11 protein-coding genes and 1 pseudogene are annotated in these 13,422 nt (G+C 35.3%); 11 read left to right on the forward strand and 1 reads right to left on the reverse strand.

What is annotated here, in order from left to right; genetic code table 11:
• Window positions 1-51: 51 nt before the first annotated feature.
• The 9 genes and pseudogenes from L2586_RS24900 to L2586_RS22630 form a co-directional block, all read left to right on the forward strand.
• Window positions 52-207: pseudogene (locus tag L2586_RS24900) on the forward strand (CHC2 zinc finger domain-containing protein); the annotation flags it as partial.
• A gap of 18 nt (window positions 208-225) precedes the next feature.
• The gene (locus tag L2586_RS22595; RefSeq protein ID WP_235295242.1) at window positions 226-2,673 is read left to right on the forward strand and encodes a toprim domain-containing protein; all 2,448 of its coding nucleotides are present in this window, start codon (window positions 226-228) and stop codon (window positions 2,671-2,673) included.
• Between the two features lie 129 nt (window positions 2,674-2,802).
• Window positions 2,803-3,681: a tyrosine-type recombinase/integrase gene (locus L2586_RS22600; RefSeq protein ID WP_235295244.1), complete on the forward strand. Its 879-nt coding sequence runs from the start codon at window positions 2,803-2,805 to the stop codon at window positions 3,679-3,681.
• Between the two features lie 11 nt (window positions 3,682-3,692).
• Window positions 3,693-4,604, forward strand: a complete 912-nt coding sequence (locus L2586_RS22605) for a tyrosine-type recombinase/integrase (protein WP_235295245.1) — start codon at window positions 3,693-3,695, stop codon at window positions 4,602-4,604.
• A gap of 84 nt (window positions 4,605-4,688) precedes the next feature.
• On the forward strand, window positions 4,689-5,321 hold the full coding sequence (locus L2586_RS22610; RefSeq protein ID WP_235295247.1) for a hypothetical protein: 633 nt from the start codon (window positions 4,689-4,691) through the stop codon (window positions 5,319-5,321).
• 983 nt (window positions 5,322-6,304) lie between these two features.
• Window positions 6,305-6,475, forward strand: a complete 171-nt coding sequence (locus tag L2586_RS22615; protein WP_235295249.1) for a hypothetical protein — start codon at window positions 6,305-6,307, stop codon at window positions 6,473-6,475.
• An 11-nt stretch (window positions 6,476-6,486) separates the two neighbouring features.
• Entirely contained in the window at window positions 6,487-8,493 is a 2,007-nt protein-coding gene (locus L2586_RS22620; RefSeq protein WP_235295250.1) for a hypothetical protein, read from the forward strand.
• Window positions 8,494-8,905: 412 nt separating this feature from the next.
• On the forward strand, window positions 8,906-9,955 hold the full coding sequence (locus L2586_RS22625; protein ID WP_235295251.1) for a hypothetical protein: 1,050 nt from the start codon (window positions 8,906-8,908) through the stop codon (window positions 9,953-9,955).
• 1 nt (window position 9,956) lies between these two features.
• Window positions 9,957-10,676: a hypothetical protein gene (locus L2586_RS22630; protein ID WP_235295252.1), complete on the forward strand. Its 720-nt coding sequence runs from the start codon at window positions 9,957-9,959 to the stop codon at window positions 10,674-10,676.
• On the opposite strand, the gene L2586_RS22635 is transcribed toward L2586_RS22630, so the two are convergent.
• A complete protein-coding gene (locus L2586_RS22635; RefSeq protein WP_235295254.1) occupies window positions 10,645-10,995 on the reverse strand; it encodes a helix-turn-helix domain-containing protein in 351 nt (116 codons plus the stop codon). The genes L2586_RS22630 and L2586_RS22635 overlap by 32 nt on opposite strands.
• A 240-nt stretch (window positions 10,996-11,235) precedes the next feature.
• Between L2586_RS22635 and L2586_RS22640 the strand changes: the two genes are divergently transcribed.
• Both L2586_RS22640 and L2586_RS22645 read left to right on the forward strand, forming a co-directional pair.
• Complete coding sequence (locus L2586_RS22640; RefSeq protein ID WP_235295255.1) at window positions 11,236-12,228, forward strand: hypothetical protein; 993 nt, start codon at window positions 11,236-11,238, stop codon at window positions 12,226-12,228.
• A complete protein-coding gene (locus L2586_RS22645) occupies window positions 12,228-12,944 on the forward strand; it encodes a hypothetical protein (RefSeq protein ID WP_235295256.1) in 717 nt (238 codons plus the stop codon). The genes L2586_RS22640 and L2586_RS22645 overlap by 1 nt, the downstream gene beginning before the upstream one ends.
• Window positions 12,945-13,422: the final 478 nt, after the last annotated feature.

The raw sequence follows: 13,422 nt of genomic DNA on the forward strand, positions 1-13,422 counted from the left end.
TGCAAATAATATTTTATGGAAATCAAAGACATAAAGAGAGCGCTATCAATAATGAATGTCTTAACTCTTTACAATCTTACCACTGACCGAAATAATAGAATCTGCTGTCCATTCCATGATGACAAGACTCCATCGATGCAGATCTACCCAAAATCGAATACAGCATACTGCTTTTCTTCCAACTGCAAGCTTCATGGAAAGACGATTGATCAAATTGATTTTATAATGCATAAAGAAGGGATCTCAAAATATCTGGCACTGAGAAAAGCAACCGAGCTTGCCATGGGAAATCATACAACTCCTGAAACTTCACTACAAACTCGAAATACAATGACGCCGAATCCTCCACAAGATTTAACTAAAGTATTTAAGACGCTAAGACAGAAATACTACCGAGGAACTTTAGCTCAGGAATACGCTAAGGAACGAAACCTGGACTATAAGAAACTAGAACTTGGATTTAATCCATACTCGAACACAAATTTAAAGTCGTTGAAAAACTGCTTGGTTTTTCCATTGAAGGATATTAATGATAAGGTGGTGAGTTTATATGGAAGAAGTGTCGCAAAGAACCCCAGGAGCAAACATTTTTACTTAAAGAACAGATCTGGACTTTATCCAGGCTATCCTAGAACAGATACAAAGACGTTAATCATTGTCGAAGCTCCGATCGATGCTGCAACACTGATCAGTAATCTTACTGGTACATATTCTATACTTAGTCTTTATGGAACAAACGGTTGGACTGAAGAACATACTACAGCGATTAAAAGAATAGAAAACCTAGAGGAAGTGATCTTCTTCATGGATGGAGATCCTGCAGGTAAGCAAGCTATTAAAACTTACTCTGGATTGGTTAAGGCGTTAGCCTCTGAGGTAAGCATTAGCCGAGTTGAAACTCCCGAAAGCGAGGATGTGAATAGCCTGCTGGACTCTCATTCTTCTGAAATACTTCAACACCTAATCGAGTCGAGAAGTCCACTAAATCAAGAAAGCAAACCACAAACTAAAGAGGCAATTTTTTCTTTTTCACCTGAAGAAAGTTCAGAAGAAAAGAAAAACAAACCAGAGAAATTAGAAACTATAGAAACAGAATCGATCTCTTCAGAAATACCACCACTCTATCTTGAAGATCCAGAATTCATCGGCTGGAATTATGGACTGTTAGAAATTATAGTTATAGGAGGTGTTCCTATGTATCCTGTAGATAAGATGCTACTAACCTTGGAGATCAAGAAGAAAAATAGCGATAGACCTCGTCATAAAATCAGACAGCAGATCAATCTTTATGATGATGACAAAGTCGAAAGAATAAGTAATAAGATAGCCGATAGAATGGATTTAGGATCTAGTGAGGTTCAAGATAGCTTACTTATTCTAGCAGATCTTCTGACAGAATACCGAAAGGAAGTAAATCATAGCAAGACTAAGAAAGAAGTTGAACCTAGACAATTGACTCCTGATAGAACTAAAAAAGTCATTGAGTTTTTAGAGAAGCCTGGACTGATGAAAAGGACAGGATCTTGTATTGGAAAAACAGGAATGGTAGGAGAAGAAATCAACCGCTTAATCCTTTGGCTGGTATATACTTCAAGACTGAGAGAACATCCATTACACATCATCTGTCTTGGTGCCAGTGGAACAGGAAAAACACACCTGCAGGAAAAGATCGCAGCATTGATCCCAGAAAGTGAAAAACAAGAAATCACAGCTATGAGTGACAACTCCGTCTATTACTTTGGTGAAAATGAGCTAAAACATAAACTAGTATTAATTGAAGATCTAGACGGAGCTAATGAGGAAAAAGTATTGTACGCTCTGCGTGAATTAATGAGTAAGAAAAAGATCAGCAAGGCCATTGTGATCAAGGATAATAAAGGTAATATGAAAACCATCACGATGAATGTTAATGGCCCTATTTGCTTAGGAGGAACCACAACAAGAGAAGGTCTTTATGAAGATAATGCTAATAGATCTTTACTCATCTACCTAGATCAAGGACGAAAACAAAGAGAACGAATTATGGACTATCAGCGCAAAGTGAGCGCAAACTTAATTGATAAATATGCAGAAGGTGAAATGGTGGAGTTCTTAAAAGATGTTCAGACAGTTCTCAAACCAGTTCGAGTAGTAAATCCATACGCTATAGACCTAGCAATCCCAGAAGAAGTATTTAAGCCGCTGCGTACCAACTCACATTATCTTCAGTTTATCGAAACGGTCACCTTTTATCACCAGCGACAACGAGAAGTAAAAACAGACGCTAGAAATAGAAGATACATCGAAACTGCGATCGAGGATATTGAGATTGCTAACGGACTTTTAAAAGAGGTTTTACTTAGCAAGAGTGATGAACTCAGCAAGGCAAGCCGTAGATTTTATGAGACGATTAAATCTTACCTGTCGCAATATAAGAAAGAGAGTTTTTTTAGTGGTGAACTCCGGAAAGCATACCGAATGAGTCCAGCGACAGTGAACAGGCATCTTTACAATCTAAAGCGGTATGGATACATCAAAGTATTTAGTGGAAGCAAGACACGAGGCTACGAATATGAGCTAATCAAGGATGAAAAGGATCTAAAGGTTAGTATAGAAACTGCATTAGATGAAGTCCTTAATCGAATTAAAGCCAAGCAAAACGGGACTAAAAAACAAGAGTTAGTTGCTCAGTAGCTCACACGTTGCTCAATTGTTAAAATGAGCTACTGAACGCACAGCAAATCAACTACTTAACTCGTTTAGCTCAGTTGCTCACCAAAATGGACAAGCGGCTAGGTTTAAAATCAAGAATCATTAATAATTATGCTCATTAAGGAATATCAAGAACTCTACGAAGGTTACTCAGAATGGCTCACCAGAATCAACTATGCTAAATACACCATCAAACAGAAGAAGAGGCACTTAAAGTACTTTTTAGAATGGTTAGAAATCGAAGCCATAGAAAGTCTGGAGGAAATAGAACTGGAGGACTTTAAGTTCTATCGAGACCACTTATTGATTAAGAGAAACAAGCAAGGGAAGTCCCTAAGTAGTAATACGATACAATCCTATATCGAAGTGCTAAAGCATGTAAATAAGTACTTAGAGAAATACGATAAGCCTCCATTGATCACTAAAAAAATCTATACTCCTGAATACATTAGTCCTGTCATAAATCCATTGACGGTAGAAGATATTAATGAGCTTTATTCTGTATGTAATAATGATCATGTAGGCTTTAGGGATCGAGCAATATTGAGTTTATATTATGGTTGCGGATTAAGAAGCAAGGAAGGGATTGATTTATTAGTAGGGGACATTGACCTGAAAAATGAATATCTACAGGTGAGAAGTGGCAAGCATTATTTGCAGAGATATGTGCCATTATCCAAGGGTGTTAAATCTGACTTTGAGGATTATCTAAGATATGGCCGGTTTTACTTTAAGTGTGAACCTAATGATCACTTTTTATTGACCGTTAAAGGGACTCACATCAGTAATGGTAGATTAAATACTAGAATTAAGCAGCTGGCAGAAAAGGCTGGGATTGAAAAGAGAATCAATTTGCATTTATTAAGACATAGCATCGCTACTCACTTGCTTGCCGAAGGAATGGAACTCGATCAAATCCAGCTCTTTTTAGGGCACCGATCTATAAGGGCAACCCAGCATTATACACATGTAGCAGAATCACGGAAATAATTACTTGAGGAATGAGTTTTAGAAAATACTTAGAAGGCAAAAATAGGGATATCGGCACCATCGATCGCAAAGAACGAGAAATGAAAAGGTATTTTAATTGGCTAGATGGAATAGGACTAAATATTAAAGATACTCGCTATGATGATGTAATGGGCTTCATAGGGTGGTTGCAAGCTAACGAAAATACAACTCATCAAATCAACCGAATTATGCAAGCGATGGAAGACTACTATGACTTCTTAGAAATACATAATCCTGCTTACAAAGTTAGAGTTCGAGGAACAATACAAACAACACCAGGTACTCAATTTACAGCTGAGCAGCTAGATGAAATCTATGATTGTTATGAGATCAATCTCGGTAGCTGGGGTTATCAGTTCCATAGTAATAAAGTGATATTGGGCTTAATGATTTATCAAGGTTTAGAGTTGAATAGCTTCTTTGGGATCAGGTTACAAGATGTAGATTTAGTTCGTGGACGGATTTATATCAGGGCACATAGTCGAAGATTGGAAAGATATATTCCTTTAAAAGCTCACCAGATCCTTCAGCTATCTGAATACATCGAGAAAAGACCTGAGATTATCCAGGAATGGTTGTGGAAACGAAAGTACTTACCTGAACCTCAAAAGAAAATTACCAATCGTTTGTTCTCTCCACAATGCGAAAGATATAGCAGATTGCATGAACAACACAAAAGACTGAGTAAAGACATCAGAAAGCAAGCATTGGACAAGCTTGGGTATCGAATCCGAAAACTAACTCATCTTAGACAGTCTAGATATGGAGTATGGATCGAAGAGGTAGGTGTCAGAAAAACTCAATATTATGCTGGGCTAAGATCGGTGGATAGTATAGAGCGGTACAAGAAAAAGGATCTCAAAGGATTAAAGAGGGCAGTGAAATTGTATCATCCGAGGTGAAGTTTAGCTCAAATTTTTACTTTTTAAATCTTCATCTTTTTTTGTTATTTTTAGAAGTAATTATTAACCCTCATTCCAACCAAAATGAAAAACAGTATTAAATTCTTGGCCGTAGTCATGCTATGCTCAATAAGTCAATTTAGATCTTATTCTCAAACTAAATCTAGTCAACTAAAATTCTTAGATGAAAATGGAAAAGAAATTGGTGTAGGTGGTACTTGGAATAGAGATAATAGAAAGAAAATGTTAAACTCTGCATTTATTGTTAAGAATGAAAAAACGATTCAATATGCTTCTAGTTTTGATTTTCATGGGTGGAGTTACTATCAAATTCCTGTTGAAGTTCCACAAAACACTAAATTAATTAAAATTGACTTAACAGAAGTTGACATTGTCTCTGCACCTGATTTAAGTGGGAACTCTCCCTACTTTTTTATTTACTTCGTAACAGATAAGCAAATAAACACTTTCCGAGAATTTAGAAAAATGCTAAAAGGTAAAGGTCCAACTGTTTATAAACGTTGGCCAACGGGCTCAAAACATGGAGGTAATGTATCAAGTATTCCTTCAACAGTACTTGAACTTAATCCTTCTCTTAGCGAAGAATATAGTGGGAAAATCATCTTTTTTGGTTATATGATTACAGATTCTTGGAAGCAAAGAAGCTTGGTCTGTAGTATGATTAATCCGATAATTACCTTTGAAATAGAAGAGTAATAATTTACTAGTCTCATTTTACTGTTCTCATTAGCCAACCCTACTCATCAGCACACGCATAATGCTAAACGCAGGAAAAAGGCGTGATCCGAAATAAGCTCGGCATACATCACGCCAGAGCACTGCGTTGGCTCTCGGCACTATTAGCCATCCGCACAAAATCCACGCTTTAATAGAGCCTTGTCATGATCTATGCTATTTCACTTAGTCGGCTCACAGGCTACTACTCTGCTTTTATCACACTTAAGCTCTCCCAACAAGGCCAACGTATTTAAGAGTGAGAAAATCACCGTAGCCTAAGTGTTTTGGCGGACTGCGTGGCGATCCGCGGCTGCAGACTAAGTCGAAATCTAAAAGGAATCATCCTTTTTATTTTCTATTGAAATTTAAGACGGTTATGATAATTAAGAAGTTGAACGACTTAGTCTTTGTTGCACCCTACTCTTCCTCCCGCGAAGAAAAGCGCTAACGCTTCACCAGTCTTTTAAGCAAGCCCGCAAATGCTAATACAAAACCTGGTTGTCGCTACCGTTTTTCTTCCTAGCAGCAATCGACCTGGCTTCGTGCCTCTACGAGTCGGCACTCCCACCAGTCACCTTGATCGCATCCGCAGATAGTCCGCCCACGAATGCCAACCCTGCGCTGAAGACTCCTTTCCTTTGCTCCGCTATACAAAATCCGACACTCCTAAACTAAGCTAACGCCCTTCGGTTGTTTACTCATTTTAAATTGATAAGCCGCTGCATTGCCAACGCTCGTAGGCTAAGCTTATCAGTTTAAAATCGAGTCAGGAAATCACAAAGTTACTAGCTAATTACCGACAAAACAAATACCTCACAGCAACAAATACGTACATATAACAGTTTGAATTTTGATATATTACAAAAATATGTTATGTTTAGAATACAAGAAATATACTTGCATGCTTACAAAAAGGCACTATCTTTGCACTTCTTTTTGAAAAACAGACTTCTATCGCGACTATGGACGAACTAATAATGAATGAGCTAATTGAGTTGGATATTGACAATCTACAAATCGAAGAAGATTTTTTGGATCAAGTTGTCAATGAAAGAAATGAAGCAAATTCTGAGCTCGATAGTCATAATGATGTAGATCCAGATACAATGTCACTTACAATTTCATTAGCATAACCTACTTCTTTGTGCTAAGACATGATTTTACAAGGGATACTTTTCTCAAAGCTTGCAGTTCTTTTTGGCCCTATGATGAAGAAATTGAAGACAAAAAGCAGTTCGACTATCTATATGACTACTTAGTACATCAACAGTGCAAATCTATACTAATAGAGCACAATTACGTCAGCAAGGACTTTTTAGATAATTACCAATTTTATTACGCCTCTAGTTACAAAAACTACAATAAGAGATGCATTCGTTTACACTTCTTTGCTCACTCTGAGAGCGAAGCTTCTATCCAAGAATGTGTATTGGATGATATTAAGTTTAGTAAATACTTTGAGGATGCCTACTTAGGCTTTATCGTTATCAGACCTATACCAAATAAAGTTTTTGGTTTTTGTATCTTAAAGACTTATAGAGAGTTATCTGTAGAGAAATCCTTCTGGGGGATTAGACCTTACAATGTTAACATATTTGGCCGATGCTATAGTTTTGATGCATTGGCTTTTCAAGAACAAGATGGAACCCTCTCGGCTTGTGCAACAACAGCAATATGGGTTGCATTAAGCAAGGCTAATCACCTTAACTACACTTTACTAAAAACACCTAATCAAATAACTAAAGATGCAGGCATTACTTCAAACTCTGGCAGTAGGTTATTCCCTAATAAGGGTCTGACCATATCACAAGTATGCACATCTTTAGTCAGAGCAGGATTAGAAACAGAAGTAATACTGGCCAAAAAAGTAAATAGAATAAAAATCCTTAGTGAATATACAGATAAGGAATTAATAACTATTGAACAGGCTAAGAGATTAGTTGATCTCGATAGCTCAATGCATATTGAATCCATGCACATCAAAAGGGTTATAAATGCTTACAGTAGACTAGGAATACCAATAATATGCACTTTTCAACCTTATAAAGATAAAGCCTTGCATGCAATAGCAATCAATGGCTTTAAAAAAGTAAAATTCGACAGTGCGACCTCTAAGTCGATCAAGAAATTTCACTTCGAACGAATAGAAACACTTTATGCACACGACGACCAGTGGGGCCCATACACAAAAATTGAATTTGATAATACAAAAGAATATGGGATCGACACAATATGGACAGAAAAATTAGCCCCAGCAGGTAGTAGTAGATTTATTTCACTAATTATTCCAGTATATAAAAAAGTTCGAATTAATTACAATGACACTGAGAAAATAATCAATGATCTCAATACCATTTATGCCACGATTTTCAAAAATCTAAAATCATCAATTCACATTACATATGACTATTTTGTCATTAATAGCAATGAATACAAAGCTCAGGTCAACAATTTTTTAAATTTAAGTGATATTGAAAAAGTCAAGTTTTCATTAACTTCATTGCCACGATTTATTTGGGTGGTCAAAATTTATATTAATGCAAATTTAGCGTGGGATTTAGTTCTTGACGCAACCGATGTTCGGTCAAACATGTTAGGGGTTGCTAAAATAACATATGGAAAAAATAGCCGCCTTGTAAACCAGCAAATAAATAGACTGCTGTATAAATTTGAAGAACAAATCAGGGCTGACCTAACCCATGCATCCGTCAATAAAGACTATATTTATAAACTAATCATGTCAAATATGGAATATAACTACTCTGAAATTACACAAATAATTTTAACAAAGAATTTTGACACCGAAGTAGTCAATGCTTATCAAAACAAACAGAATCTTGTCATAGCTTACTTAGAGAAAAAGGATTTAGATGACCAACTCTCTGATAATGATATTGTTAGTCACCTTGAATCATTTGGACTTATATCAGAATCAATATCCCATGGAGCAGTATGGATACCTATCTTATGGGCTACATACTCTGCTTGTAGACATTTTTACAAAAACTTAAAGGGAAAACCGATGTCAAATTGGTCTAGCGAAGAGAAAACTAGGTTCATAAATTTTTTAAAAACCGAACTTAAAGAAACTTCAGAAGGCAAGAATACCGATCTATCATTAAGCGAAGACGATATCCAAAACGATAAGTAAAAGAGCTGAAAATATCAAGTAATCTCTACCCTTTATAAAAGTAAAGCCCCGAACTGAGAAGGGTTGGCCAGTGCATTGCACATAATGCCCGGTAGATATGCAGCCGTGCAACCGAAGGGAAGGATGCTGTCACTATCTAAATTATGTGTAGTGCACATGTGAGTCTAGCTTCAGATCGGGGCTTTACTTAACCACTATGCTAAAATCATCACGAGCTCTCTCATTGGCTGCGCCTCTAATCTTAAGACCACATTAATTACCTCATCAAATAAGTAGCCCCTAGGGGAATCGAACCCTATAATACAACAAGACCTCAACTTGGACCTGGGTTCGAATCCCAGCAGCTCCACTTCATTTTTTTATTTTCATCTGAAATTTTTCAATTGAAAATAAAAAGTATAGTTTTAGATCAGTGGAAACTAACATCACATATTGGCTTAAGCGATTGATTTTCCTTGTACTGATAATAGTGCAAGTAGGGAATGTTTATGCTACTGAAAGGGTGCTCGCTGGAACTGAAATCGCTTCTGTAGAAAGTGCACAAGGGCAAGAGATCGTTAACAGCTGGGTAGTTGTCAAACACCTCAATCCTAAAATACATCTTAACCCTAATATTCTAGAGCGAATCAGCTCGATTAGAACTGGTGGAAAAATCCCAGTTGACAAATTTGATGATGCATTAAATAAGCAATTGGGTCAAATACTCAATTCTGCAGACGAAATCAAAGCAAATAAAATTCTTGATCGACTTCAAGAAGCTCACGTTAATGAAAAGCATTTTGACGATATTGTTGAACGATTAGAAAATCCCTTATATCAAGATAAATTAGTAAAAGACCTTAAAGAAAATCCTGATTGGTTCGAAACCTTCGATGATATTATTCATCATCCTGGTAAATATTGGGATATTTTAGAAGATGGTACGACTCCATTTTCCGCACCATTAGCAAAGTGGGGGCAAGGTTTTTGGTGGAAGAAACTAAGAGAAAAGGCTAAATTGTTTGAAGAAATTGACCCAAAGATACCTGGCAGTGGTGCAGCACAATCACGTTTTGCAAATTCATTAGAGTTAGATCTAGATAATATTGGAACCCAGATAACTTTTGAAGTTGGTGGAGTGAGAACCCGAGTAGACTTTATTGCAAGAGGGAATGATGGTTTAATTCATATTGGTGAAGCTAAGTTTTCAACTAAACTTAAAAACTGGTTAACTGACTGGGTTGGAAGCCTAACAAAGAATCAGTCTGATGCTTTCCCTTCAATAATCTCAAAAAATTCTGATATTGAAATTAAGGTTACAGATCCCAAAAAAATAGAATACATAGAAGAGACTTTGGGTATAGTAAAGAATGAGCAAGGGAAATACATAATTCCTAAAGACGAAATTGGAACTTTTAAGTTACTTGGAAGTGCGGCGGATGATGCTTCTGTAGTTAGTAAGGTTGTAGAATTAATTAAGTAATATGCTAAAAGATAAGATAAACAAGGTTTATATTTTATTAGAAGACTACTATTCGAAGAAAGGTATGATCATGGATAAAAAGCATTCTACTTTTTCTGACAAGGAGAGAAAAATGTATTGGTATCCTAGAAGCAAGTATCTAGATAGTGAAAGTTATCAACCAAGATTAACATTAAGATTTACCCTTATCCAGGAAGTGCAAGATAAAATCCTAAAAAACGTTTCGAACTATACTGTCACAAGAACCACAGGTAAAAAATTAGTATCTGACTTAGAAGTAAAAGATATTAAGTATGACTTTAAAGATAAGTTCTTAATGGAAAATGGATCTCACTTATACTATATAGATCAATTCGCTAGCCCTGAAGAGATAGTTGATGACCATATAAGTTTTATGGATGAAGTAGGTTTTAATTTTTTTTCCAACCTAAATTCACTTGAATCCATTGATCAATTTTTGAACAGTGAGATAAAAAAAATATCCATTGAAGACTTAAGTGAAGACGTTATAAAGACTTTAAGAAAAAAGGCACTAAAACAGGAAGTAGTTGCAGGACTTATATGTTCATTTTTATTGGACAAAGATAAAGGATCAGATCTTGTAAAGAAATATCACAAAATCTACGCGGGAAATAATTTTATTCTAAAGGATATAAATAAGGTTATTGAATACTATTCAAAAAAAGACTTTACGCCAACTGCTTCCTCAGACCCTGCTTAAGAATAAACGCGTCTAAGAAATCGATGACTGATTTTTTGAGATCATCATCAAGATCTTGCGCTTTATTGAACAGATTTAACAGTTCGTTGTCAGAAATCTGATTTTTAGCTTTTTCATTTTGTTCTCCATAGACCAGTTCATCAATAGTAATATCTAAAATAGCAGCCATTTTCTCAGCGATCTCAAGTGAAGGAACCGACTTACTTCTTTCATACTTAGAAAGATTAGTTAAGTGTACACCAATCAGCGAAGCAAACGCTTCTTGGGACAGACCCTTTTTAGATCGAAATTGCATTAAATTACTTCCAAAACTTTTCATATCTAATTCGCTATGATTTATACCTATAATGACTAAAATAACTATACAAAGATAAGCTTTAGACATCGTTAAAGCCAAGATACTGCAGTTATACCTAGCTCTCTCACTGACTGCACCTTATTTCCTAAGGTTACAGTTTCAAAATTTGTCTTTTTTATTTTCTTCTGAACTTTCAAATGAAAATAAAAAATCCCTAGCTTTAGCAAAGTGAAAAATCCGATCACATATTGGCTTAAACGCATGATTTTACTTGTACTCATTTTAATGCAAGTAGGGAGTGTTTATGGAGTTGATAGGGAGGTAGCTGGAACTGAGATTGCAAGTGTAGAAAGTGCGATAGGGCAAGAGTTCGTTAATAGCTGGAGCGACTTTTCAAAAGCTGGTAAGCGACTTGCTGCACTTGATATTAATGTTCTCACACAGTATAATAAGTTGAATTCGGCTAATAGAGCTTTTGTCTTAAGGTTTAGTGATACATCACCTAACAGAACGCTCAGTACTTTCCTTAATAGCACCAATGACGAAATTGTTAGTATTCTGAACCAGAATGAATACTTTTTTGATGTCATGCAAGGGCATAAGTTAGAACCTCCTCTAACTTCGATGGAGATAATTAGAGATTATGGTTTAATAGATGAGGTACTCTACGAATTACCAGAACTTACAGAAAATGCAGACATCTTTTTTAGAAAGTGGATAGATAGATCTGCCAATATATTAAATCATTTCGGTGCAGCTAGAAGAGGAACGCAATTTGGAAAAAATCTGGCGACTAATATGAACCAAGCAAATTCATATGTAAAGTCTTTGCTTGGAAGTTTTTTAGACAAGGACTTATCGAATTATCAAGTTATTACTGAAGTGCCTTTTGTGGTTAATATTACAGAAAATACTCCAGGAGGGTTTATGAAGGCTGATATAGTTTTGGTGAAAATTGATGAGATTGATGATGAAATTATTGATGTTATAGTTGTTGAAGCGAAATTAACAGATGTTAGTCCATATACTCCAGCACAAATCTTAAAATTTACAGCTGTAAAGGAAGCTGCTGATGGTGCTAAAATTCCTTTTGAATTAAAATTCCCTAATGATGATATTGGACAAGTAGGATATGTATTAGATGTCCCTAAAGAAAATGTAGTTAGGATAACAGCCAAAAATTCTGATGATGTTTTAGCTGAAAGTATTAAATTAGATAATATAGATTTAATAAAAAATGTGATCGTAGAATAATGGATAGAAAAATAGTAAAAAAAGATATGCTTCCATTTGTTGAAAGCTTTTTAGACACTAAAGGATATAGTCAGTTAGAAAATTATGACAATATGAAACATTTTGGGTTTTCAAAGATTTCAAATTTTGGTAGAAATAGAATAACATTTACATTCGGAGATTCTGGATTTTGTGGAAATTCCCTATTTCATTTAAGGATACCTCAAGTAGAGGATATTATACTTAAAGTCGGAATACCTAATATGAATTTGACGAGTTATTACACTAAAGAGAACTTTTTGTATACTATAAAGGATACTAATTCCCAATATAAATATCCGAGTGATATTTTATCCAAACAAGGGATGGATAATGCTAGGAAGGCCAATCTTATTTTAACCAAAGCAGATATAGAGGATTGGAAAGAATGTTTTGTAGACTATTTTGAAAATGCAGGAGCAGAATTTGCGACTAGATATGCTTATTTACCAAATGTGCTAGAAAAGTTAGATGAGATAATGGATTCGGGTAAAAAAAGTTACAAGGAGTTTATTTGTGGTCGAACAGATCAATTTTTTAGAGCGCTTATTATTTCAAAATTGTGTGGAGATGATCGATTTGAAGAGAAAAAGGAGTACGCAGAAAGTATTATCTTAATGGAAAGTAGAAAAGACTACCATCCATATTATAAGTTGTTAAAAGAAGAATTAGACAAATTAGATCCGATATATAATTAATTATTTCATAGTTTTTCAATATCGAAATTTTTATACTTTTTCATAGTAAGAAAAGGCTATATAATATAAAGACCAACCACTGCCTCCTGTTTTAACTTACTTAATGAGCTAAGAATCGTAAGCAGCTCAAACTCTACTATCTCGTAGTAACATATTAATAAAATAAAAAAATTCTTTCTTGCATCAGAAGGAATTTTTAAAGCTCAATAACTCTATTTAAAGTTTTGGAATTGACTTCAAGATCTGCAACATCCACTAATTAATCTAAGGATATTTCTTGAATATGTAGTTAACCGTGATGACTAAGATTGGTTAAGAGTGTTGAGCGATACCACAAAAAGAATCTAGAAGTGCTTATTCCTATGTGTTTGACCCCCTAGTTCTTGAGGTTTGACCCCCTATGTGGATAACTCGCTATTTCAAATTTACAATTATATTTTAGATCTGTTTCTGAGGCTTTCCCCTTTGAGATCAATTC

The sequence above is a fragment of the Portibacter lacus genome, from assembly GCF_021533215.1.
GTDB classification, from domain to species: Bacteria; Bacteroidota; Bacteroidia; order Chitinophagales; family Saprospiraceae; genus Portibacter; species Portibacter lacus.

Bases quoted from the DNA above. Each gene is read 5' to 3' on its own strand.
- L2586_RS22595 (WP_235295242.1), top strand. From the start codon at position 226: ATGCATAAAGAAGGGATCTCAAAATATCTGGCACTGAGAAAAGCAACC.
- L2586_RS22630 (WP_235295252.1), top strand. From the start codon at position 9,957: ATGCTAAAAGATAAGATAAACAAGGTTTATATTTTATTAGAAGACTAC.
- L2586_RS22610 (WP_235295247.1), top strand. From the start codon at position 4,689: ATGAAAAACAGTATTAAATTCTTGGCCGTAGTCATGCTATGCTCAATA.
- L2586_RS22615 (WP_235295249.1), top strand. From the start codon at position 6,305: ATGGACGAACTAATAATGAATGAGCTAATTGAGTTGGATATTGACAAT.
- L2586_RS22635 (WP_235295254.1), bottom strand. From the start codon at position 10,995: ATGAAAAGTTTTGGAAGTAATTTAATGCAATTTCGATCTAAAAAGGGT.
- L2586_RS22605 (WP_235295245.1), top strand. From the start codon at position 3,693: ATGAGTTTTAGAAAATACTTAGAAGGCAAAAATAGGGATATCGGCACC.
- L2586_RS22645 (WP_235295256.1), top strand. From the start codon at position 12,228: ATGGATAGAAAAATAGTAAAAAAAGATATGCTTCCATTTGTTGAAAGC.
- L2586_RS22600 (WP_235295244.1), top strand. From the start codon at position 2,803: ATGCTCATTAAGGAATATCAAGAACTCTACGAAGGTTACTCAGAATGG.
- L2586_RS22640 (WP_235295255.1), top strand. From the start codon at position 11,236: ATGATTTTACTTGTACTCATTTTAATGCAAGTAGGGAGTGTTTATGGA.